The organism is Pseudomonas sp. NPDC087342, from assembly GCF_044744265.1.
Taxonomy (GTDB): domain Bacteria; phylum Pseudomonadota; class Gammaproteobacteria; order Pseudomonadales; family Pseudomonadaceae; genus Aquipseudomonas; species Aquipseudomonas nunensis.
The window spans coordinates 350,566-373,706 of record NZ_JBIUXZ010000001.1 but is presented as its reverse complement, the minus strand read 5'-3'; the positions used below and the strand labels follow the sequence as shown (position 1 = coordinate 373,706).

The 23,141-nt window shown below is 60.0% G+C and carries 21 protein-coding genes; 13 read left to right on the top strand and 8 right to left on the bottom strand.

All coding sequences use genetic code 11. The features are described from left to right. Positions 1-52: 52 nt before the first annotated feature. Complete coding sequence (gene nirD, locus ACIOYV_RS01770) at positions 53-439, bottom strand: nitrite reductase small subunit NirD (RefSeq protein ID WP_401320297.1); 387 nt, start codon at positions 437-439, stop codon at positions 53-55. After that, positions 439-3,000 carry a nitrite reductase large subunit NirB gene (gene nirB / locus ACIOYV_RS01765; RefSeq protein WP_401320294.1) on the bottom strand — a complete coding sequence of 854 codons (2,562 nt, stop codon included), beginning with the start codon at positions 2,998-3,000 and terminating at the stop codon, positions 439-441. Before nirB ends, nirD begins: the two co-directional genes overlap by 1 nt. 571 nt (positions 3,001-3,571) lie before the next feature. Between nirB and ACIOYV_RS01760 the strand changes: the two genes are divergently transcribed. Next, entirely contained in the window at positions 3,572-7,633 is a 4,062-nt protein-coding gene (locus tag ACIOYV_RS01760) for a molybdopterin-dependent oxidoreductase (protein ID WP_401320291.1), read from the top strand. On the opposite strand, the gene ACIOYV_RS01755 is transcribed toward ACIOYV_RS01760, so the two are convergent. Then, positions 7,627-8,529: a LysR family transcriptional regulator gene (locus ACIOYV_RS01755; RefSeq protein WP_401320289.1), complete on the bottom strand. Its 903-nt coding sequence runs from the start codon at positions 8,527-8,529 to the stop codon at positions 7,627-7,629. The two genes, ACIOYV_RS01760 and ACIOYV_RS01755, sit on opposite strands and share 7 nt — an antisense overlap. 129 nt (positions 8,530-8,658) lie before the next feature. Here ACIOYV_RS01755 and ACIOYV_RS01750 point away from each other — a divergent pair, with 129 nt between their 5' ends. Both ACIOYV_RS01750 and ACIOYV_RS01745 read left to right on the top strand, forming a co-directional pair. Continuing rightward, positions 8,659-9,117 carry a GFA family protein gene (locus ACIOYV_RS01750; protein WP_401320287.1) on the top strand — a complete coding sequence of 153 codons (459 nt, stop codon included), beginning with the start codon at positions 8,659-8,661 and terminating at the stop codon, positions 9,115-9,117. Next, entirely contained in the window at positions 9,114-9,569 is a 456-nt protein-coding gene (locus tag ACIOYV_RS01745; RefSeq protein WP_401320285.1) for a GFA family protein, read from the top strand. The genes ACIOYV_RS01750 and ACIOYV_RS01745 overlap by 4 nt, the downstream gene beginning before the upstream one ends. Before the next feature lie 178 nt (positions 9,570-9,747). Here ACIOYV_RS01745 and ACIOYV_RS01740 read toward each other — a convergent pair whose 3' ends face one another. Further along, entirely contained in the window at positions 9,748-10,170 is a 423-nt protein-coding gene (locus tag ACIOYV_RS01740) for an HD domain-containing protein (protein WP_054051228.1), read from the bottom strand. Between the two features lie 198 nt (positions 10,171-10,368). Further along, positions 10,369-11,991, bottom strand: a complete 1,623-nt coding sequence (locus tag ACIOYV_RS01735) for a diguanylate cyclase domain-containing protein (RefSeq protein ID WP_401320283.1) — start codon at positions 11,989-11,991, stop codon at positions 10,369-10,371. A 177-nt stretch (positions 11,992-12,168) separates the two neighbouring features. On the opposite strand from ACIOYV_RS01735, the gene ACIOYV_RS01730 reads away from it, so the two are divergent. Together ACIOYV_RS01730 and ACIOYV_RS01725 are read left to right on the top strand one after the other, a co-directional pair. Continuing rightward, positions 12,169-12,639 carry a hypothetical protein gene (locus tag ACIOYV_RS01730; RefSeq protein WP_401322558.1) on the top strand — a complete coding sequence of 157 codons (471 nt, stop codon included), beginning with the start codon at positions 12,169-12,171 and terminating at the stop codon, positions 12,637-12,639. After that, complete coding sequence (locus tag ACIOYV_RS01725; protein WP_401320280.1) at positions 12,632-13,060, top strand: nuclear transport factor 2 family protein; 429 nt, start codon at positions 12,632-12,634, stop codon at positions 13,058-13,060. The genes ACIOYV_RS01730 and ACIOYV_RS01725 overlap by 8 nt, the downstream gene beginning before the upstream one ends. A 56-nt stretch (positions 13,061-13,116) precedes the next feature. On the opposite strand, the gene ACIOYV_RS01720 is transcribed toward ACIOYV_RS01725, so the two are convergent. Next, the gene (locus tag ACIOYV_RS01720) at positions 13,117-13,527 is read right to left on the bottom strand and encodes a hypothetical protein (RefSeq protein ID WP_401320278.1); all 411 of its coding nucleotides are present in this window, start codon (positions 13,525-13,527) and stop codon (positions 13,117-13,119) included. Positions 13,528-13,744: 217 nt separating this feature from the next. Between ACIOYV_RS01720 and ACIOYV_RS01715 the strand changes: the two genes are divergently transcribed. Further along, positions 13,745-14,176, top strand: coding sequence for a hypothetical protein (locus ACIOYV_RS01715; protein WP_401320277.1), 432 nt, complete (start codon positions 13,745-13,747; stop codon positions 14,174-14,176). A gap of 154 nt (positions 14,177-14,330) precedes the next feature. Here the strand turns inward: ACIOYV_RS01715 and ACIOYV_RS01710 are convergent, their stop codons facing one another. Continuing rightward, complete coding sequence (locus tag ACIOYV_RS01710) at positions 14,331-14,720, bottom strand: ester cyclase (protein ID WP_401320275.1); 390 nt, start codon at positions 14,718-14,720, stop codon at positions 14,331-14,333. A 138-nt stretch (positions 14,721-14,858) separates the two neighbouring features. Here ACIOYV_RS01710 and ACIOYV_RS01705 point away from each other — a divergent pair, with 138 nt between their 5' ends. From ACIOYV_RS01705 to argE, 4 genes are all read left to right on the top strand, one after another. Next, a complete protein-coding gene (locus ACIOYV_RS01705; RefSeq protein WP_401322555.1) occupies positions 14,859-16,205 on the top strand; it encodes a flavin-containing monooxygenase in 1,347 nt (448 codons plus the stop codon). A gap of 20 nt (positions 16,206-16,225) precedes the next feature. After that, positions 16,226-16,642 (top strand): RidA family protein, encoded by a 417-nt coding sequence (locus ACIOYV_RS01700; protein WP_054051217.1) that lies wholly within the window; start codon positions 16,226-16,228, stop codon positions 16,640-16,642. A 139-nt stretch (positions 16,643-16,781) separates the two neighbouring features. Next, positions 16,782-17,459: a DUF1028 domain-containing protein gene (locus ACIOYV_RS01695; RefSeq protein WP_054051215.1), complete on the top strand. Its 678-nt coding sequence runs from the start codon at positions 16,782-16,784 to the stop codon at positions 17,457-17,459. Further along, positions 17,456-18,604: an acetylornithine deacetylase gene (argE, locus tag ACIOYV_RS01690; RefSeq protein WP_401320272.1), complete on the top strand. Its 1,149-nt coding sequence runs from the start codon at positions 17,456-17,458 to the stop codon at positions 18,602-18,604. The genes ACIOYV_RS01695 and argE overlap by 4 nt, the downstream gene beginning before the upstream one ends. A 16-nt stretch (positions 18,605-18,620) precedes the next feature. Here the strand turns inward: argE and ACIOYV_RS01685 are convergent, their stop codons facing one another. After that, the gene (locus tag ACIOYV_RS01685; protein WP_054051212.1) at positions 18,621-19,532 is read right to left on the bottom strand and encodes a LysR family transcriptional regulator; all 912 of its coding nucleotides are present in this window, start codon (positions 19,530-19,532) and stop codon (positions 18,621-18,623) included. Positions 19,533-19,887: 355 nt separating this feature from the next. Here ACIOYV_RS01685 and ACIOYV_RS01680 point away from each other — a divergent pair, with 355 nt between their 5' ends. The 3 genes from ACIOYV_RS01680 (at position 19,888) to ACIOYV_RS01670 (ending at position 23,141) form a co-directional block, all read left to right on the top strand. Next, the gene (locus tag ACIOYV_RS01680) at positions 19,888-21,303 is read left to right on the top strand and encodes a cytosine permease (protein ID WP_054614326.1); all 1,416 of its coding nucleotides are present in this window, start codon (positions 19,888-19,890) and stop codon (positions 21,301-21,303) included. A 264-nt stretch (positions 21,304-21,567) separates the two neighbouring features. Beyond that, positions 21,568-22,401, top strand: coding sequence for a VWA domain-containing protein (locus ACIOYV_RS01675; protein WP_401320269.1), 834 nt, complete (start codon positions 21,568-21,570; stop codon positions 22,399-22,401). A gap of 2 nt (positions 22,402-22,403) precedes the next feature. Continuing rightward, a complete protein-coding gene (locus ACIOYV_RS01670) occupies positions 22,404-23,141 on the top strand; it encodes a hypothetical protein (RefSeq protein WP_401320266.1) in 738 nt (245 codons plus the stop codon).

The window sequence follows — 23,141 nt, the reverse complement described above, 5'->3', positions numbered from 1 at the left end:
AGCAAGCTTCGCTCCTACAGAGGATCTTCGGTGGGCTCCCACAGGTTTTGCGCTAGCGAGTTATCAGCGTTCCCACTTCCACCGCCCCGCCATTGAGCCTTACCGGCCACACCCGCAACCGCTGTTGCGGATATTCCAGGCAACTGCCGTCCTCCAGCCGGAAATGCTGCTTGTAGATCGGCGACGCGACCACCAGATCGCCCTTGATGCTGCCAATCAACCCTCGACCGATCACATTCGCGCCGGATTGCGGGTCGTGGTTGTCGATGGCGAACAGGGTCTGGCCCTCGGCATCCGGCAGGTAGAACAGCGCCACTTGCGCGCCGTCGAGCCACACGACCACGCCGGAATTGTCGACCAAGTCCTGTTGCGCACACACGGTTTGCCAGGCCCCGGTGTTTTCCATAGCGGCCATGCGTTGGGTATTGGAAAGGCTCATCAGGCAATCTCCTCGGTGACCGGAATCAGGTTGAGTTCGGCGGCCATGATCGGGCGCCGTTGGCCGCGTTCCTGGACGAAGTGGATGTCCGGGTCCGGGCGTTTGTCGTTGACGAAGGTGCGGAAGCGTTTGAGTTTTTCAGGGTCTTTAAGAGCGTTGGCCCATTCGCATTCGTAGCGATCGACCACCAGTTGCATCTGCGCTTCTAGCTCTTCTCCGAGACCAAGGCTGTCGCTGATGATCACGTCTTTGAGGAAGTCGAGGCCACCCTCCAGGCTTTCGCGCCAGACCGAGGTGCGCTGCAATTTGTCGGCGGTGCGGATGTAGAACATCAGGAAGCGGTCGATGTAGCGGATCAGGGTTTCATCGTCGAGGTCGGTCGCAAACAACTCGGCGTGACGCGGACGCATGCCGCCATTGCCGGCGATGTAAAGGTTCCAGCCCTTCTCGGTGGCGATCACGCCGACGTCTTTGCTCTGGGCCTCGGCGCATTCGCGGGTGCAACCGGACACGGCGAATTTGAGTTTGTGCGGCGAGCGCAATCCCTTGTAGCGGTCCTCGATGAGCAGGGCCATTTTCACGCTGTCCTGCACGCCGTAACGGCACCAGGTGCTGCCGACGCAGGACTTCACCGTGCGCGTGGATTTGCCGTAGGCGTGGCCGGTTTCGAAACCTGCTTCGATCAGCTCGCTCCAGATGTCCGGCAACTCATGCAACTGCGCGCCGAACAGGTCGATGCGCTGGCCGCCGGTGATTTTGGTGTAGAGGTCGTATTTCTTCGCCACCACGCCAATCGCGATCAGCTTGTCGGCGGTGATTTCGCCACCAGGGATGCGCGGCACCACGGAGTACGTGCCGTTCTTTTGCATGTTGGCCATGAAGGTGTCGTTGGTGTCCTGCAACGGCACCAGCGACGGGTCCATGATCGGCTGGTTCCAGCACGACGCGAGGATCGAGCCCACCGCCGGTTTGCACACGTCGCAACCGGTGTGGCCACGGCCATGTTTGGCCAGCAGTTCTTCGAAAGTGATCACCCCTTCCACCCGCACCAGCGCATACAGTTCCTGACGGGTGTAGGCGAAGTGTTCGCACAGGCTCTTGTCGACGCTGACACCACGGGCGATCAACTCATGCTCGAAGACTTGCTTGAGCAACCCGGCGCACCCACCGCAGCCGGTGCAGGCCTTGGTCTGCGACTTGAGCAGGCCGAGGTCGGTGCAGCCGCCGTCGATGGCCGAGCAGATCGCGCCTTTGGTGACGTTGTGGCACGAGCACACCGTGGCCGACTCGGGCAACGCGCCAGGGCCGAGGGTCGGTGCGCCTTCGGACGAGGGCAGGATCAGGCTGGCCGGCTCCGCTGGCAACGCGATGGCGTTCTGCATGTATTGCAGCAGCGTGTCGTAGTAGCTGTTGTCACCGACCAGCACCGCACCCAACACGTATTTGCCGGTCGGGTCCACCACCAAGCGCCGGTAGCTGGCGGTGGCTTCGTCGATGAACTGATAGCTGCGCGCGCCCGGCGTGTGGGCGTGGGCATCTCCGATGGAACCGACGTCCACGCCGAGCAGTTTGAGCTTGGTCGACATGTCCGCGCCCAGGAACGGCTCGGCGGTCTGGTTGCACACCTGTGCGGCCACCCCACGGGCCATTTGGTAACCCGGCGCGACCAGGCCAAACAGGCTGCCATTCCACGCCGCGCACTCGCCGATGGCGTAGATGTTCGGGTCGCTGCTCAGGCATTCGTCGTTGATCACCACGCCACCGCGCGGGCCGATTTCCAGTGCGCACTGGCGAGCCAGCGCATCTTGGGCACGGATACCGGCGGAGAACACGATCAGGTCGGTTTCGAGGAATTCGTCGTTGGCAAAATTCATGCGGTAGCGGTAATCCGCGCCGGCGCTGATCGATTGCGTGGCGCGGGATAAATGCACACCGACGCCCAGGCGTTCGATCTGCGCCTTGAGCGCCAGGCCACCGAAGTCATCCAGTTGCACCGGCATCAGCCGTGGCGCGAACTCGACGACATGCGCTTCCAGCCCCAGGCTTTTCAGCGCATTGGCGGCTTCAAGACCGAGCAAGCCACCGCCGACCACCACACCGCGTCGGGCGTTGGCCGCCGCAGCGCGGATCGCGTCGAGGTCTTCGAGGGTGCGATACACCAGCCGCGAATCGCCCTCGGCACCTTCAATCGGCGGCACAAATGGATAGGAGCCGGTGGCCAGGATCAGCTTGTCGTAAGCGACGCAGCCTTGAGCGGTAATCACCTCGCAACGAGCGCGGTCGATTTCCAGCACCGGCACGCCCAGATGCAGAGTCACGCCGGGCGTCTGGTACAGCGACGCGTCCGACAGCGCCAGCGACTCGGCATCGCGGCCAGTGAAATACTCGGACAAGTGCACACGGTCGTAGGCACGCATCGGCTCTTCGCTGAAGACGTGCAGGCGGTAATGGTCCAGCGCCCCGCGCTCGATCAGTTGTTCGACGCAATGATGTCCGACCATGCCATTGCCGATCACGATCAGCGTTTGCAATTTGTTCAACGCGGCAACATTGGAATTCATAAGAAGCACCCTTCGCACGGCCAATCACGGTTCAAAAAGCAAAAAAAAACGCCTGAAACCTTGCGGTTCCAGGCGTCTTTGCCTGTTCTTTTGCGGTGTTGAAACCAGACGACTATGCCTGATCCACCGATGTAGCCCACGACCTGTTGGCCATTCGATCGTCGTTGACCGAGGGGGCGACCCACTGTGTATTGACGGTGGGTTTGAACAAGCGCTTGCAGCGATTGTGCCAACCAGTGCAAGCCAGTCGCTACAGCGCTCGGAGGTTGTCACAGCGATGGGAAACGCGGATTTCGCGCCTCCGACTGGTGCACGGCGCCATATAAAAGTGCACCGAATACGCATGGCGGTTCGCCGGACCGGAGCGCGAATCCCGCTGATTATCGGCCGCTCAAGCCTGAACAATACTTCTGGCGCGTGACTTGCTAGGAACACCAGCAAAGCAGTCAACGCAGATTGCCCACCTACGACAAAGGCGCCGTGTAACTCCCGTTTTTTTAACGGAGGGTCACATGGCGCTTTTTTTTGCTTACGGGTCGGGCAAGTGCAGGCATGAGTTCAAGGGGCGAGGATGACAAACACCAGCGTACGCAGCGTCTGTCCTTATTGTGGCGTGGGTTGCGGCATCGTCATGCAGGTCGCGGACAACCGGGTCGTCAAGGTCATCGGCGACAAGATGCACCCGACCAATTTCGGCCGACTCTGCACCAAGGGCACCACCTGCGGCCAGGCGATTGCCGAGTCGGGGAGGATGGAAAACGCTTATCTGCGTCACGAGCGCGATCGTGATCCAGTGCGAATCGCCATGGACCAGGCGATCAGCGAAACCGCCAGCCGACTGCGCGCCATCCTGGATGCCCACGGCCCGGATGCATTGGCGTTCTATGTGTCGGGGCAGATGTCGCTGGAGGCCCAGTACCTGATCAACAAATTGGCCAAAGGCTTTGTCCGCACCAACAATATCGAGTCCAACTCGCGCCTGTGCATGGCCAGTGCGGGCAGCGGCTACAAACTTTCCCTCGGTTCTGACGGGCCACCGGGTTCCTATGAGGACTTCGATCACGCCGATCTGTTTTTCGTGATCGGCGCCAACATGGCCGACTGTCACCCGATTCTGTTCCTGCGCATGATGGATCGGGTCAAGGCCGGGGCGAAGCTGATTGTGGTCGATCCACGGCGCAGTGCCACGGCGGACAAGGCGGGTCTGTTCCTGCAAATCAAACCCGGCACCGACCTCGCGTTGCTTAATGGCTTGCTGCATCTGCTGGTGAAAAACGGTCACACCGACCCGGACTTCATCGCTTCGTTTACCGAAGGTTGGGACGTCATGCCGGCGTTCCTCGAAGACTATCCGCCGGCCAGCGTCGCCGAGATCACCGGCATTCCCGAGGCCGACATTCGCCAAGCCGCCGAATGGATCGGCCAGGCTGCCGAGTGGATGAGTTGCTGGACCATGGGCCTCAACCAAAGCACCCACGGCACCTGGAACACCAATGCCCTGTGCAATTTACACCTGGCCACCGGGGCGATTTGCCGGCCGGGCAGCGGACCGTTTTCCCTGACCGGGCAACCGAATGCCATGGGCGGACGCGAAATGGGTTACATGGGCCCAGGCCTGCCGGGTCAGCGTTCGGTATTGATCGAGGCAGATCGACAGTTCATCGAAAACCTGTGGCGTCTCCCCCACGACAGCCTGCCGCGCAAGGTCGGCGGCGGCACCGTGGACATGTTCGAGCAGATGAGCGCCGGCCAGATCAAAGCCTGCTGGATCATCTGCACCAACCCGGTCGCCTCGGGCCCCAACCGGCAGAAAGTCATCGAAGGCTTGCAAGCCGCCGAGCTGGTGATCACTCAGGATGCATTCCTCGACACCGAGACCAACCGCTACGCCGACATCCTTCTGCCCGGCGCGCTGTGGGCCGAGGCCGAGGGCGTGATGATCAACTCCGAGCGCAACCTGACGCTGATGCAAAAAGCCGTGGAGCCGCCCGGTGAGACGCTGGCCGATTGGCAGATCATCGCCCGGGTCGCCTGCGAAATGGGCTTCGCCGAGGCCTTCACCTACACCTGCGCTTCGGAGGTGTTTGAAGAGATCAAACAGGCCTGGAACCCGAAGACTGGCTACGACATTCGCGGCGCCAGCTATGCGCGGCTGCGGGACCAACCGCTGCAATGGCCGTGCGCGACAGGCGAGGCGGCGGATCGCAATCCGATTCGCTACCTGAACAACGGAGCGAGCCAGACGCTCAAGGTCGACAACGATGGCCGCCAACCCACCATCGTGTTTGCCACCGAGCACGGCAAAGGCATCTTCCTCCCGCGTCCGCACATGCCTCCGGCGGAGATGCCGGGCGAGGACTTTCCTTTTGTGCTCAATACCGGTCGCTTGCAGCACCAATGGCACACCCTGACCAAGACCGGCAAGGTCGCGACCCTGAACAAGCTCAATCCGGGACCGTTTGTGGAGCTGCATCCGGAAGATGCCGCCAGCCTCGGGATCAAGGACAAGGATCACGTCGAAGTGCGTTCAGTGCGTGGCCGCGCGGTGCTGCCGGCGGTGGTCACCGACCGGGTGCGCCAGGGCAACTGTTTTGCGCCCTTCCACTGGAACGACGTGTTTGGCGCCAACCTGGCGATCAACGCGGTCACCAACGATGCCGTCGACCCGATTTCGCTGCAGCCTGAATTCAAGTTCTGCGCCGTCGCCCTGCAACGGGTGGAACTGATCGAGCATTCGTTTCTTGACGTGCCGGCGCCGGTTGCCAATGAAATCCCCCACTTGTCCGAGGAGTTGCCCATGTCGCGTATCGAGGCCTTCGCCGATCTCGCCGGCATCAGTCGCGTGCCTTCTCCGCCGCTGAGCGACAGTGAACGCACCTACCTCGCCGGTTTTCTCAGCGGCTTGCAGTCCCCGGCTGGGCGCCAGGCGGTGGGTGTCCCTACCCTGCCCGCCAATGCGCCGCTGGCCGCAGACTCGCGGCTGTGGCTGGACGGTTTGCTCGGCGGGTTGTTCAGCCGTATCGAATCAAGCACGCCACAACTGAACACTGACAGCGGCCCCAGCGTAACCTTGTTATGGGCCTCGCAAACCGGCAACGCCGAAGCCTTGGCCGAGCGTTTTGCCGCACGATTGCGTGACGGTGGGATCGTTGTGGAGCTGAGCGCGATGGCGGATTTCCCGGCAAGCAAACTGGCGAGCACCCACACACTGGCCCTGATCAGCAGTACTTTCGGCGACGGCGATCCGCCGGACAATGGCGAAGGTTTCTGGCACACCCTGAAGACCGCCGAGACCCGTCTGGAATCGCTGCGATTTGCGGTGCTGGCGCTGGGCGATCCCAACTACGACCAGTTCTGCAAGCACGGCAAGCAGCTCGATCAACGCTTGCAGGAATTGGGTGCGACCCGGTTGCTGGAACGGGTCGATTGCGACACGGAATTCGAAGAACGTGCAGAGGCTTGGCTGAGCCAATTCCAGCAAACGCTGAAACCGACAACACCGAACATCATCGTCAGCCCCATCGAGACGCCCGGCAAAGCCAAGCCCCACGTATCGCGCCTGCTGATCAACCGACACCTGAACCAACAGAGTCGCCACAAGGAAACCCGCATGTTTTCCTTGGACCTGGAGAACTCCGGGCTGAGCTACGAAGCGGGCGATGCGCTGGGCGTGATGCCGCGCAATTGCCCGGAACTGGTCGATGAATTGCTCGACCTGACCCGACTCGGTGCCGACACCCCCGTGAACCTCGACAAACTCGGTGAAGTCCCGCTGCACCAGGCGCTGACCGAGCACCTGGAAATCGCCCGGCCCAACCTCGACACCCTGGCTTTCATCGCCGAACGCAGTGCCAACCCGGCGTTGAAACACCTGCTGGGCAGTGAACGCAAAGCTGACTTGAAAGACTGGCTGTGGGGCCGACAATTGGCAGACGTGCTGCAGGAATTCCCGATCGACTGTTCGGCGCAAGAGCTGCTGGGCACGCTCAAACGCCTGCAACCGCGCCTGTATTCGATTGCCTCGAGCTCCAAGGCGCACCCGCAGGAAGCCCATCTCACCGTGGCCGCCGTTCGCTACGGCAAACGCAAAGGTGTGTCCTCAACCTTCCTCGCCGACCGTTTGGAAAGTGGAGAAGTCCCGATATTCGTCCAGCCATCCAAGCAATTCCGCGCGCCCGCCGATGGCAACCTGCCGATGATCATGATTGGCCCCGGCACTGGCGTGGCGCCGTTCCGCGCGTTCCTGCAAGAACGCCGCGTCCGGGGCGATCAGGGCCGCAACTGGCTGTTCTTCGGCGAGCAACACGCCGCCACCGATTTCTACTACCGCGATGAACTCCAGGGCATGCAACACGACGGCCTGCTGACGCAACTCAGCCTGGCGTTTTCCCGAGACCAACCCGAGAAAATCTACGTGCAGGACCGCATTCGCGAACAAGGTGCCGAACTCTGGCGCTGGCTGCAGGAAGGTGCGCAGGTGTACATCTGCGGCGATGCCGGGCACATGGCCAAGGATGTCGACCAGGCGCTGCGCCAGGTTGCACAGCGGCATGGCGGGTTGAGTCAGGAAAGTGCTGCAGATTATTGGCGGCAGATGAGTGAGCAGAAACGCTATTTGCGGGATGTTTATTGAATGGGCGGTTGCTCCAGGAAATCCCTCAGGCTTTCGCCCAGCGCATCAAAAATCAGGGCAATCCGTTGAACCCGGCGCATGTCTTGATGCATTGCAATCCAGACATCGACTGAGAAATCCACCTGCCGAGGCAGCACCCGAACCAGCCCGTAACGCTGGGCCAACTGACTGGAACAGACGCCGATTCCCAGCCCTGCGCGCAGTGCAGCCAGTTGCGCGAGATGGTCGTCGGTGCGAATGAGTGCATTCTCCGCCGCACAGTCGAAGCCTCTCTCGCGCAGAAACTCTATTTCCACCAGATTGCGATCCGGCCCGATCAGCGGGTAGCGATGCAACTCCGCCGCAGTAGCCGGCGTGCCCTGCTCCGCCAGCAAATCAGGCGTGGCGTACAGCCCGACGCGCAAGTCACCCACTTTGCGTGTCACCACCGATGCCTCGGTCGGCCGACGGATGCGCACCGCCACGTCAGCCTCTTGCCGTGCCAGCGCTTGCAGACGGTTCGACACGCTGAGTTCAATGGCCAATTGCGGGCAGGCCTGGCGCAATGTGCGCAACATCGGAGGCAGCACTTCAACCCCGAGCAGCTTGCTGCTGGTCAGGCGAACCGTGCCACTGGCCAGCCCCGCATCGGCTGACGCAGCCCGATTGAATGCGTTCGCCGCCATGGCCATGGCTTCAACATGGCTGATCAGGTCCTTGGCCATCTCCGTCGGCAGCAATCCGGCGGGAGAACGGATGAACAGGCTGACGCCGACACTTTGCTCCAACGCCTCGATCCGCCGTCGCGCCGTCGCCTGCGCGATGCCCAACAAACGTGCCGCGCCGGACAGGCTGCCGGTCCGCAGTACGGCCAAAAAGGCACGCTGGGTTTCCCACTGTAGTTGAGGAGCGTTCATACATTTCCTATGAGCCGTTGGGCAGCTTTGGCTGATTTTCTTTCTGGGAGCACAGCGTCATGCTGGCCAAGAATATCCCACGGGCGCCCTGCTTTATCCGCGCCCCTGATGCTGAAAGGAGCTTTTCACATGACGCTTACCGGCCAATGTCGCTGTACCGCCGTGCACTACACCCTCGCAACCGATGCGCCGCTGGCGGTCTATGCCTGTCATTGCAGGGATTGCCAGACCTGGAGTGGCAGCGCTTTCGCCCTCCACGCCTTGATGCCATCGGAGGCCATCAGTCATGAAGGTCCGGTAACGCACTATGCCTATGACGCCGACGGCCAGCACTCCATTCACACGCTGTGCAGCGTCTGCCATACCCGACTCTACAACACCACCAGCGCGGCGCCGGGCATGTTGGTGCTGCGCGCAGGGACACTGGATCACAGCCCCTCTCTGCAGCCGGTCGCGCATATCTGGGTCAAACACAAACAACCGTGGCTGATGTTGCCGGAGGGTATTGCGACCTGGCCGCAAAGTCCGACCCCTCAGGCGTTCGCTCAAGCGTTGCAGCCATCCGAAACGGCACCGGAGGTTCGATGAGTCACTCGGTCATGGATAAAGGCAGTTGTCGTTGCGGCCAGGTTACTTTTGAGCTGCGCGCCCCGCCGCTCATCACCACGGCCTGCCACTGCACGGGTTGCCAGAAAATGGCGTCCAGCGCTTTCTCTTTGAGTGTTCTGGTCCCGGCGGAAAGCTTTGTGGTCACACAAGGCAACCCCGTCATCGGTGGCTTGCATGGGCCGACGCAACACTTCTTCTGCCCGCATTGCCTGAGTTGGTTGTTTACCCGGCCGGAAGGTAATGATCAGGTGATCGGCGTCCGCTCCAGCCTGCTCGAAAACCCGCAACGCTACGCCCCGTTTATCGAAACCTGGACGAGCGAAAAACTGCCGTGGGTTGCGACCGGCGCAGAACATAGCTTTGAGCAATTCCCTGCGCCGCAGGACTTTGGACCTCTGGTGCAGCAATACGCGCAGCGCGGTCAGAATTGAGGAATGCATTGCCGGCCCCTTCGCGAGCAGGCTCGCTCCCACAATGTACAGTGTTCCGCAGATCCCCTGTGGGAGCGGGCTTGCTCGCGAAGGCGAGGTGTCAGTCGGCATTGAGATTGGATGTGCCGGCCCCTTCGCGAGCAAGCTTTGCTCCTGCAGTGTTCGAGGAGTGCTGTCCTTACGAGCGAAGCACCCCAATCGCCCGCCGATACTTCTCAACTCGCTCAAGGTCATCCCACGACGGCTGGGCAATCCTCGACAGGTCGCTGTTCTCTTCCAGATCCGCGAGCTTGACCACCCGCCCAATCGGGTTCAGCGCTGCACGCTCGACGAATGCTTCGTAGGATTCACCCGGCACTTTGGTCACCGATGCAATGGCGTCCAACACCGCTTCGCTGAAGCCTTCCTGACGCAGGGCTTCGAGGCTGATGCCGGTGTCTTCCACCACGTCATGCAGCACGGCGACGATGCGTTCTTCCAGGGTCGTCACCCGCAGCATGACTTTCAGCGGATGCAGGATGTAAGGCGCGCCGCCCTTGTCGACCTGCCCTTCGTGGGCGGCAGCGGCGATGGCGATGGCACGTTCGAGTGTCTGGGTCATTTCGGTTCTCCTGGGTTAAACGCCGTAGTAGTGGGTCCAGTCCCTGGTCTGGGGACCACTGTTTGTGGCGAGGGGGCTTGCCCCCGTTGGGTTGCGAAGCGACCCCAAATGCAGGGGACTGCTGCGCAGTCCAACGGGGGCAAGCCCCCTCGCCACAATAATAATCGCAAGAACACATGAGAATCTGAACGCTACAGCCTAAAGCTTGTACGTCACATACCGCCCACGCCCGGTTTTCTTGGCTTGGTACGTCACGCGGTCGGCGGCCAGCAGCAGCGTATCTGCCGAGCTCTGTCCGTTACCCAAGGCGATGCCAATCGAAACACCGACGATGCACACCGTGCCGGAGATGAAAAACGGCGCGTTCAAGGCTTCGATGCAATGGGTTGCCACGGTACTCAGCGTCTCTTCGGCATGACTCCCAAGGTCGCTCAGCAGCACGACAAACTCGTCACCGCCGATGCGCGCCAAGGTATCGCTCTCGCGCACCACCGACGAAAAACGCCGCGCCACCTGACGCAAAACCTCGTCACCGGCCTCATGCCCGAGGCTGTCGTTGATGTGTTTGAAACCGTCGAGGTCCATAAACAGCAAGCCGACTTGAGTGTCTGTGCGTCGCGCCTGCGCCAGCACTTGCCGAAGCTGGCCGGAGAGATGATGCCGGTTGCTCAGCCCCGTGAGGGTGTCGTGATGCGCGATCTTTTTCAGTTCGTCCTGTTTGTCATTCAACTTGACCAACAAGCGATTGAACGCCGAGATCAAATGCCCGACTTCATCATCGCGCACCACTTCCAGGGGCGCGTGGGGCAGTTCATCGCGGGTCATGCGGTCGGCCTGTTCGGCGGCACGGAACAGGTGCCGGAACACAAAGTACAAACCGATGGAGGCGAACGTGGCAAAAAACACAATCGACAACACTGCGCCTTTCAGCAAGAAATGCTGGGTGCGCGTCACCGTGGCAAACGCTTCGCTGGCCGGCAAGCGCGCGACGATGAACCAGTTGGCGCTCGGGACAGCGGCGATGGCGGCGACTTCCTCGACACCTTGGGAATTGAGCGTCAGCCCGGTACCGCGAAACCCCGCCACCGCCTGGTCATGCAGCACATTGACACCGGTTGCCGAGGTGGGTTGGAGTTGCACGTCACGGCTGGACGACTCGACAAACAAATGACTGTCGGGAAACACCAGCAGGAAATCCCCCGTGGCATCGCCCACCCGACTTTGCAGCAGCGCATCCAGAAGCCCCGTCGTACCGAGCTCGCTGACGCCCACCAGCACGGCCTGGACATCACCGGCGGCATTCTTGATGGGTGCGGACATGGGCAGGATCGGCGCTTGGGTGGTCTTGTCCAGTGCCGGTTGACCGGTCAGGGAGCGCCCCGCCAGTCCCGCCCGGACGTAATCACGCTCGGCATAATCGGTGTCGACGGGTTCCGGATAACTCCCGAGCAAACGCCCCGTTGGACCGACGATAAATAAGTCCGCAGTGAACAGCGTCTGGTACTCGTAATGCGATTTCAGCCAGGCTTGCAACTGCTGCGGTTGCGTCAGGAGATCGACTGGAACGGAATCGGCCAGGCGATCCAGCATCAGTTGGCGCTGGACGATTTTGTAGTCGATATCCCGGGCGACATAGGTGGCCAGGGTCAATTGCTGACCTTCCACCACGGCGCTCAAATCTTCACGCAGAAAGTTGGTCAAGACGAAATAACGCACCACGGCGCCAAAAATGACCATGCACAGCGCCAACAACAGCAGTCGAGTGACGATGCTGTGAGCGATCCGGCTTAGACGCAACGGCGAGTGATGATGTTTTGGCATCACGGAAGTGTATCCGAGAGCGATCCGTTCTGTGGTGATGTTTTCCACTGGCGGCGCAGGCCGCCATTCCTCTGTGGGGATGGTCATGGCGGTGCATAGCATTCTGGTTCCGCGCTGGGGCATGATGGTGAAAATCGTCGAGGACGACGCGTGTCCCAACACCGAATCAATTTGATCATGCCCGCCAGCGCGGCCGACGCGTTCGAGGCCTTCCACAATCACACGGTGCGCATGCAGTGGGACACGCTGCTGTCGCGCGCTGGCGTCGAAGGTGGCGGTATTCGTCCTTACACCGGTGCAATCACATTCAATGAAGGTCGAGGCTGGAAGCGCTACTTTTCCATGCGCACACGTTTCGTCAACTTCCAGCCAGGGCAAGTCGCCGCCGCGCTGCTGGTCGAGCCGGAGGGCGTGTTTGAGTGGTGGGCGGCGTCGATGCGCCATCGCGATCTGGGTGACAACACCTCGGAGTTGATCTACACCTTCAGCGTCCGTTTGCGGCCACGCTGGCTGGGGTGGTTGCTGGATCCGCTGGTCAATCGTATTTTCGAACACGAAACGCGCCAACGCTTCGCCGCGATGGCCGAGTATTTGCGGGCTCGCCCGGCGCTCACAGAACAACAAAAAACAGGAGTTGATAATGTCTGAACTGAACCTGCATCCCAAAGCCGCAGAATCCCTGGCCCTGTGGCACGCGATGATCCGCACCGGGAACTTGCAAGCCTTGCCCGAATTGCTCGACCCACAAGCCGTGTTCCGCTCGCCCATGGCGCACACGCCTTACCCAGGCGCGGCCGTGGTGTCGATGATCCTCAACACCGTGTTCGACGTCTTCGAAAACTTTGAATACCACCGCGAACTGGCGACAGCGGATGGGCTGAATGTCGTGCTGGAGTTCAGTGCCAACGTCGGCGGAAAAGCACTGAAAGGCATCGACATGATCCGCTTCGACGAACAAGGGAAAATCGTTGAATTTGAAGTAATGGTGCGTCCGTTGAGCGGCTTGCAGGCGTTGGGGGCGGAGATGGGGCAGCGTCTTGGCGCTTATCTGGCGGCCAGCAAGGCCTGAGCCCTGAAAACGGACAGCTTCATGTCTGGAGCATGAAGCTGTCCGTTTTGCCTGTTTTACTGCGGATTCCAGGAAAAAAGGGTGAGCGTTTGATTGACCGTTTGCGGCTGGCTGTCGCCAATGCCTGCGACGATGAGAATGCCCGGATCAGACATCGATCGCAGGCGGAATACTTGAATGCCGGGCTGCGCCACCAGGTACAGCGCGACGCTGAACGACATCGCGCCACTACCGCCCTGACCGAAGGTTGTATCCACCGAGAGCTGGCTAGGGCTGACCGATAAGGCATAGATCGGAACACCGCCGCCGTCGACTTCTAGGTTAATTCCGCTCGCGCTGTTAAACGCAGGACCTGCACTCCACGCAATCGGCGACCCTTCCGGCGACACCTGCACCACTACTCGCTGGCCTGCCTGAAGATTGCTGACTTGCAACTGCACTTGCTGATAGACGTTATCGTCGCTCATCGGTAACACACTCCTTCGCGGTCAATGGATCAGAAACAGCTTTCCTGCCGATCAAGACCATAGCCGTTAATTGAAAAACCGGCATGGATCAATTGAAGGGAGGCGCGCCCGCCCTCGCCGCGCCTGAAAACGAATTGAACCCCGCCCTTCCTCGCGTTTTCAAAACTCCATATGCGCTGATCCCTGATCAGAGAGAGCGCCATTGGAGGAAATCCCGATGAGCAGTAGATGCCTGCTTGTGCTTTTGCTCGCCAGCCTGAGTCCCGCCTGGGCCATGGCTGAAGGCTGTGACGTGCAGACCCGTTCCCAAAGCCCTTCCGTGCCGGTCGTCGAATCCCACAGTTGTTATGAATACGAAGGCATGCCAGTGAATTCCATCGACTGGTCCTGCAGCAACGAGAGCAAGGACACGGTGATCAGCACCAAGAAAAAGGTCGAACATTGCGCCGATCATTATCAGGCCACATGTATCGCCACGTTGACCCAGGAATCCCTGGCCAACCCGCATTCCACCAGCAAGGACAAGAACGCCACCTCGTTGAACATTCCCGAGAACGCCCAGGTGACGACGTATTACTACGGTGGGGAACACTTCGAGCAAGCCCGGATTGATTGCGAGTCGGGTGGTGGGCACTGGAAAACGAAGTAACCGCAATAAGTGCAGTGGACAGACCCTGTGGGAGCGAGCCTGCTCGCGAATGCGGTGTGTCATTCAGCATTGATGTCGGCTGACCCACCGTCTTCGCGAGCAGGCTCGCTCCCACAGGGTTTCCAGGTGAAGTCAAAAATGTATCTGGCATGTTTCAAAGAATCTGCGCCGCGACGGCCGCTTTGTCGATCACCGACCACACCGCGCAAATCTTCCCGTCCTTGAACTCGTAAAACACGTTCTCGGTAAAAGCCACCCGCCGCCCATTCACCGGCAGGCCAAACAATTCCCCCACCGGCGTGCAGTCAAAGCACAGCCTGGCGGCGATATGCGGTGGGTCGGCGATGAGCCGTTCGATCACGAAACGCAGGTCAGGGATCGCGCGAAAGTCGCGCTCCAGCATCGCCCGATAGCCGGCCAGCCCGACGCGCTCGCCGTTGTAGTGCACGTTTTCATCGAGCAGTTGGCCCAGGGTTGGCCAGTCCTGGCGGTTGAGGCAGTCGATGTAGGCGCGATAAGTGTCGCTGAGTGCTTGTTTGTACATTGCTCAATCTCTCCCTTGCGAGCCCTTTCAGCCAGGGCCAAAGCCTCTGCATCCGTTATTTATGCTCAGTTCCCAGCTTAATAATATTTTACCGATACCAGGGTGAACCCTAGTCTTGACCCCAAGAGATGGCAGGCCATAACCGACCTGACTCCCACTTCGAAGGGTAGAGAAATGACCACAGAAACAATAAAAACAGATACGTTGATTGTCGGCGCCGGTCAGGCTGGCGTGGCCATGAGTGAACACCTTAGCAAACTCGGGGTGCCGCACCTGGTGCTGGAGCGCAATCGTATTGCCGAACGCTGGCGCACCGGGCGTTGGGATTCGTTGGTAGCCAATGGTCCGGCCTGGCACGATCGCTTTCCCGGTATGGAATTCGACGATCTCAGCCCCGACGGCTTTGCCCCTAAAGAGCGGGTGGCAGATTATTTCGAAGCCTACGCCAAGAAATTCAATGCGCCGATCCGTACCGGCGTGGATGTTCTGAAGGTCGAGCGCAATGTCGGTCGCCCGGGCTTCACCATTGAAACTTCCGAAGGCGTGATCGAGGCCAACCGCGTGGTGGCTGCCACCGGGCCGTTCCAGCGTCCGGTGATCCCGCCAATTGCGCCGAAAGACGCGCCGTTCACCCAGATCCACTCCGCCGAATACCGCAATCCGCAGCAACTGCCCGAAGGCGCGGTGCTGGTGGTGGGCGCCGGTTCATCCGGGGTGCAGATCGCCGATGAATTGCAGGGTGCGGGCAAGAAGGTCTATCTCTCGGTGGGCGCCCATGACCGCCCTCCTCGCGCTTATCGCAACCGTGATTTCTGCTGGTGGCTGGGTGTGCTGGGTGAATGGGATCAAGCGGCGATGAAGCCTGGCCGTGAGCACGTGACCATCGCCGTAAGCGGTGCCCATGGCGGCCGCACCGTGGACTTCCGTGGCCTGGCGCATGCCGGCATGACGCTGGTCGGCCTGACCCAATCGTTCAACGGCAGCACCGTGTCGTTCCAGCCGAACCTGGCGGAAAACCTGACCCGTGGCGATGAGAACTACCGCGCGCTGCTGGATGCCGCTGACGCTTACATCGAGCGCAATGGCCTGGACCTGCCGGAAGAGCCCGAAGCGCGCCACACCTTCCCGGAGCCGGACTGTGTGAGCAACCCGATTCTGGAACTCGACCTGGTCAAGGCCGGCGTGACCTCGATCATCTGGGCCACCGGGTTTGCCACGGATTACAGCTGGCTGAAGGTCAACGCTTTCGACGACAACGGCAAGCCGCAGCATCAGCGCGGTGTGTCGAGCGAACCGGGCGTTTATTTCCTCGGCCTGCCTTGGCAGTCCCGTCGCGGCTCGTCGTTTATCTGGGGCGTGTGGCATGACGCCAAGTACGTCGCGGATCACATCGCCATCCAGAGTTCGTACCTCGAGTACCGCGATGCGAATGAGCGTGCCGCCGAGACCGCCCCCGTCGCCCATAAAACCAGCGTCAGCGCTTAATACTTGTTCAGGAGCTTCACATGTCCACGCCAACCCATACCCGTATTCGCATGTTCAACACCAAGGAAACCTACCCGAACCAGAGCCTGGACAACGACCTGTGCCAGGCCGTGCGCGCCGGCAACACTGTGTACGTTCGTGGCCAGGTCGGCACTGATTTCGAAGGCAACCTGATCGGCCTCGGCGACCCGCGTGCCCAAGCCGAGCAAGCGATGCGCAACGTCAAACAACTGCTGGAAGAAGCCGGCAGCGACCTGAGCCACATCGTCAAGACCACCACCTACCTCATCGACCCGCGCTACCGCGAGCCGGTGTATCAGGAAGTCGGCAAGTGGCTCAAAGGCGTGTTTCCGATTTCGACCGGGTTGGTGGTGTCGGCGCTGGGGCAACCGCAGTGGTTGATGGAGATTGATGTGATTGCGGTGATTCCTGAGTAAGGAAGTAAACCGAGGTGCGGCCATCGCGGGCAAGCCTCGCTCCTACATTTGGAATGCGTTCCTCCGTAGGAGCGAGGCTTGCCCGCGAAGGCGCCCGCCCAGACACCCTTTTCTCCAAGGCTGAACAAGGAGCAAAACCATGACCTTTTCCATCGCCGCAAGATGCCCCGAAACCGGCCAGTTCGGCATCGCCATCAGTTCCTCCAGCATCGCCGTCGGCGCCCGCTGCCCGTGGCTGCTGCCGGGTGTCGGCGCGGTCTCGACGCAAAACATCACCCTGCCCTCCCTCGGCCCGGAAACCCTCGCCCTGATGGAGCAAGGCCTCTCGCCCTCGGACGCGCTGGACAAGGTGCTGACCCGCAACGGCTACAGCCAATATCGCCAGATCACAGCGATTGACCACCTCGGCCGCACCGCACACTTCAGCGGTTCGCAAACCCTCGGCAATCACAACGCCGTGTCCGGCGAGCAGTGTGTGGCCGCCGGCAACATGCTCACGGATCGTTCGGTGATCGAAGCCATGGTCCGCGCGTTCGAACACGGCGAAGGGCAACTGGCCGACCGCTTGCTGGCCGCAATGCAAGCCGCGATGGTGGCGGGCGGTGAAGCCGGGCCGGTGCACTCTGCCGCGATGGTGGTGGTCGGCGAACTGACCTGGCCGATCATCAACCTGCGCGTGGATTGGGCCGATGAAGACCCGATCGGCGAACTGGAAAACCTATGGGTCGCCTATCGCCCACAGGTTCAGGATTACATCGACCGCGCCCTGGCACCCGATCGCGCCCCTGGCTACGGCGTTGCCGGAGACGACCGATGAGCAGCAGCCGCGATTTGCTTCAAGCGTTGGTGGCGTTCGACACCACCAGCCGTGAATCCAACCTGCAGCTCATCGAGTTTGTTCGCGACTACCTCGCCGGTTTCGAGGTGCCGTGCGAACTGGTCTACAACGAGCAACGCAGCAAGGCCAATCTGTTCGCAACCATCGGCCCGGCGCAACTGCCGGGCATTGTGCTGTCGGGGCACACCGATGTGGTGCCGGTGGACGGTCAACCATGGAGCGTTGCGCCGTTCGAACTGACTGAGCGCGACGGCAAGCTGTACGGCCGTGGCACGGCGGATATGAAAGGCTACATCGCCTGCGTGCTCGCCCTCGTACCGTCGCTGGTCAAGGCGACGCTGCGGCGGCCGGTGCATATCGCGTTGTCCTACGATGAAGAAGTCGGCTGCCTGGGCGTGCGCTCGCTGCTCAAAGCGCTGGAGCAGCGCCCGGTCAAACCGATGCTGTGCATCATTGGCGAACCGACCGAACTCAAACCGGTACTTGGCCACAAGGGCAAACTGGCGATGCGCTGCGATATTCACGGTGAAGCCTGCCATTCGGCGTACGCACCGCTCGGGGTCAACGCGATTGAATACGCCGCCGAATTGATCGGTGAACTCGGGCGCATCGGCCAACGACTCAAAGCGCCGGAGCATCACGACGAGCGTTTCGATCCGCCGTTCAGCACCGTGCAAACCGGTGTGATTGCCGGTGGCAAGGCGTTGAACATCGTCCCCGCCGATTGCCGTTTCGACTTTGAAATCCGCGCCCTGCCCTCGTTCGACCCAAGCGATGTCGCGCAGGAACTAAAGACTTACGCCGAGCAGCAAGTCTTGCCACGCATGCGCGCCGTGAGTGAGCAGAGCGACATCCGCTTCAGTCAGTTGTCAGCCTATCCCGGTTTGGCCACCGATGCCCACAGCGAAGCCGCTGAATTGATCGCGGCATTTTCCGGTTCCCGGGAGTTCGGCACCGTGGCGTTTGGCACCGAGGGCGGTCTGTTTGACGCGGCGGGGATCCCGACGGTGGTGTGCGGTCCGGGCAGCATGGACCAGGGTCACAAGCCGGACGAGTTCGTCAGCATTGAGCAATTGAACGGCTGCGACGCCTTGCTGCAACGGATGCTGGCATCGATCAGTTGAGCGGTAGGCCCGACACTCAGGTGTAGAGTCGGGCCAGTTCTTCCTGGCAGTAATCCACGAACAACTGCACCGGTTTGGTCAGTTGCGACCTTTTGAGCCACGCCGCCGACAATCCCGAGCCCGTCACCGTTTCCGCGAGCGGAATGCACACCAGTTGTTGCCCATCATAGGTGTACGGCGAAAAGGGTTTGGTCACCAGAATCGAAAAGCCAAAACCACGGCCGACCATGCCACGCACCATCTCGATTGAAGGCGAGCTGAAGACGATGTGCGGGGTCAATCCGCGCTCTTCGAAAATGCTGACGAAGTAGGTTCGGCTCGGCACCACGTCGAGCAGAATCATCGGTTCCAGCACCAGATCGTCCAGCGAAACTTTCGCCTGTTGCGCGAAGCGATGATCCGCCGGCAGCAAGGCGTAAGGTTGCTGCGGCGGCATCAGCGGAACGGTCTCAATCGTGCTGTCCAAATCGTGTTCGAACAGCATCGCCAGATCAATGCTGCCAGCGGTCAGGGCCTGCACCAATTCCTGTTGTTCGCCATCGCGAATACGGATTTCCACCCCTGGCCAGCGCTCCTTGAAACCGGCGATCAAACGCGGCAGGTACAGCGGCGCGACGGTTTCAAAGCAGCCGATATCAATCTGCCCCGCCACCACGTCATTGTCCGCCAATGCGTTCTGCTCAAATTCGTGCGCGACCCGCAGCAGCTCCAGCGCCTTGCGATAAAACCGCGAGCCGCTCGGCGTCAGCGAAACACCTTGGGCGTGATGGCGGATAAACAGCTGCACGCCGAAGCTTTCTTCCAGGTGTTTGATCGCCGTCGACACCGACGGCTGGGCGATATAGAGCTTGCGCGAAGCCTCCGCCACGCTGCCGCACTCGGCGGTGGTGACGAAATAACGCAGCTGTCGCAAGTTGTAAGCGGCCATGCGGACCTCCAGAAAACACATCAAACACACAACCTGTAGGAGCGAGGCTTGCCCGCGAAGACGGTCTGTCATTCAACATTGTTGTCGGCTGACACACCGCTTTCGCGGGCAAGCCTCGCTCCTACAGGGGCGGTGTTGGCCGGTCATCAATCAGATACACCACCGCACCGTAATCAACCCAGAACATACCGGACCCACTCAACCCCGGGGCATATTTTTTTTAAGGCTTGAAGCAACAAACTTACTAATTTATCTATGCCGAGGCTTTGCACATGATCACTCCAACAAGAAAAGCGTCGCCCACGCGGCGCTCACCGAAGTACGTCCACGTACTCACATTGCCTTGGAGTTCGTCATGGTCACCTCTGCAACAACGTCCGCTCCGCTGATCGAGAAGCACACGATCGGTTATGTCCCGCCGCAAGATCGCCATGGAAAGGTCCGGGATTTGTTCACCCTCTGGTTCGGCGGCAACATCGCGCCGTTGCCCATCGTTACCGGCGCCCTCGGCGTGCAACTGTTTCACCTGAACCTGGTGTGGGGCGTCATCGCCATTCTGGTCGGGCACTTGGTCGGCGGCGTGCTGATGGCGCTGCACTCGGCGCAAGGCCCGCAAATGGGCATCCCGCAGATGATCCAGAGCCGCGCGCAGTTCGGCTCCCTCGGCGCACTGCTGGTGGTGTTGATCGCCGGCATCATGTACATCGGCTTCTTCGCCTCCAACATCGTCCTCGCCGGCAAGTCGCTGCACGGCGTGGTCGACAGCGTGCCGGTGCCGGTGGGCATCGTCATCGGCGCCCTCGGTTCGGGAATCATCGGCATCATCGGCTACCGCTTCATCCACGTGCTCAACCGCATCGGCACCTGGGTGCTCGGCGCCGGCATCGTGCTCGGCTTCGGCTACATCTTCACCCACGTGCAGACCACCGACTTCCTCACCCGTGGCAGCTTCAACATCTCCGGCTGGTTGGCCACCGTGTCGCTGGCGGCGCTGTGGCAGATTGCGTTCGCGCCGTACGTCTCCGACTACTCGCGCTACTTGCCAGCGGACGTGCCTGTCGCATCGACGTTCTGGACCACCTACCTGGGCACCGTGCTCGGCTCCAGCCTGTCGTTCATCTTCGGCGCCGTCGCGGTGCTCGCCACGCCGGTCGGCATGGACACCATGGACGCCGTCAAACTCGCCACCGGCTCCATCGGTCCGTTGATGCTGGTGCTGTTCCTGCTCAGCGTCATCAGCCACAACGCCCTCAACCTCTACGGCGCCGTGCTGTCGCTGATCACCCTGGTGCAAACCTTCGCCTATCGCTGGATCCCCACCGCGAAAAGCCGCGCCGTGCTCTCGGTCATCGTCCTCGGCGCGTGCTGCTTCGCCGCCGTCGGCGCCTCGGCAGACTTCATCGGCCACTTCGTCGACATGGTGCTGGTGCTGCTCGTGGTGCTGGTGCCGTGGACCGCGATCAACCTGATCGACTTCTACGCGATCCACAAAGGTCAGTACGACATCGACTCGATCTTCCACGTCGACGGCGGGATCTACGGACGCTACAACCCGCAGGCGTTGCTGGCCTATGCGATCGGGATTGCGGTGCAGATTCCGTTCATGAACACGCCGCTGTACGTCGGGCCGATTTCCGAGCACATCAACGGTGCGGATTTGTCCTGGCTGGTGGGGTTGTTGGTGACATCGCCGTTGTATTTCTGGTTGGCGAATCGGGACAGTGCTTATAAGCGTCGGTTGTCGAGTGGGAAACTGGCGAGCAGCGTGTAAACGTTCAAACATGAAAAAACCCGCATTGAGTTGCGGGTTTTTTACGCGTCCATGAAAGCCAGGATCACGACGGAGAGCATCCTCTCCTGTGAGATAAAGGGAAAAACCACAAACTCTAAGCTGCCGAACGGAAAATCGCTGGGCGCCCTCAGATCCAACAGGAGGCCTTCAACTCTAACTCTTTATGATTTCGTGATGTTTCATGATGATTTCAAAATGCTATATGATCATCCGCTGGATAGTCACTAACCATTGAGGGTTCCCATGAGCTACAGCGCCGAAATCAGCCGAACCAGCCCTACCGCCTTTCTATTCTTGGTAGACCAGTCTGGATCAATGCAAGACATCATGGATAACGGAAAATCCAAAGCCCAATTCGTGGCAGACGTTCTAAATCGTACTTTTGCCACGCTGATTACTCGCTGTACGAAATCCGAAGGCACTCGCGACTACTTCGAGGTCGGTGTCTTGGGTTACTCAGGCTCCACCGCCGTGAACGGCTTGGCAGGAGCGCTCTCCGGTTCCATCCTTCATCCTATTTCTCAGATCGAAGCAAATCCTCTGCGTATCGAAGACCGCGTCAAGCGGATGGATGACGGTGCAGGTGGTCTGGTAGATCAGGGCATTAAGTTCCCAGTTTGGTTTGAGCCTAAAGCCGCAGGCGGCACGCCTATGTGCAATGCCATCACTTCAGCGGCAGAACAGTTGGTTACTTGGTGCGATGCGCACCCGGATAGTTATCCACCTACTGTCTTGCATGTCACCGATGGTGAATCGACCGATGGAGACCCTGAAGGTTTAGCTCAGCAACTTCAGCAAGTAAGCACTAGCGACGGAAACGTTCTTCTTTTTAACCTCCATGTAAGCACCAGCGGGGGTGATCCAGTGAAATTCCCAATATCTGATTCAAACCTGAGCGATAGCTACGCAAAACTATTGTTTCGAATGTCCAGCCCTCTGCCTGCTCACCTCCAAAGAGTCGCTGAAGAGAAGGGAATCAAAGCAACTATGGAATCACGAGGATTCGTTTTCAATGGTGACATTGCTGAGATTGTCGACTTCTTCGATATCGGCACCCGGGCTGCTCAGTTGCGCTGATCATGGCGTTTCGAATCCTGTTTGAAGGCACTGTAGCCAAGCACGTAGAGTCTCCCGAGGAAAACGAGGACGCTTACCGTATGGCTCATGATAGAGGGCGTGTGGTGCTATCGGATGGCGCCTCAGAATCCTTTGACGCCCGTAATTGGGCGAACTTAATAGTAGAGCAGTTCCTAGATAGCGAGCCATCAGACGAGGGCATCCGTTCGTGTATTGATGCGTATGAAGCTCTTCACGATCCCAATACCTTATCTTGGTCGAAAGCGGCAGCTTATGAGCGAGGTAGCTTCGCCACATTGGTGATCGTACAAGATGACCCAGATAGCCGAACGGTATCCATTACGGCTTTGGGTGATAGCCTTGCTGTTTGGAGCAAGGGCAATAGCGTATTAGAGACAGCACCTTATTCACGTGCTGAGCAGTTCATTGAAAAACCCACTCTCCTAGCTACTCGCCAAGAATTCAATACAGCAGTGGGTCCTGACGAGTCAGGACCTTGGAACCGACGGGAATGGAGTTACGATCAACAAGGAACCTATCTGCTTCTTTGCATGACTGACGCCCTAGGCGCATGGTTGCTGCAGAACCAAGAGCAAGGTAGCTCTGTATCCTTTGAACGGCTTAGTAAAATAAGGGATTTGGGCGACTTCCTTGAGTTGGTAGAGTCAGAGCGAGCTTCCGGTGCCATGCGTCGCGACGACACAACCTTAATTATTGCTACCCTGACTAGCTCTATTTGA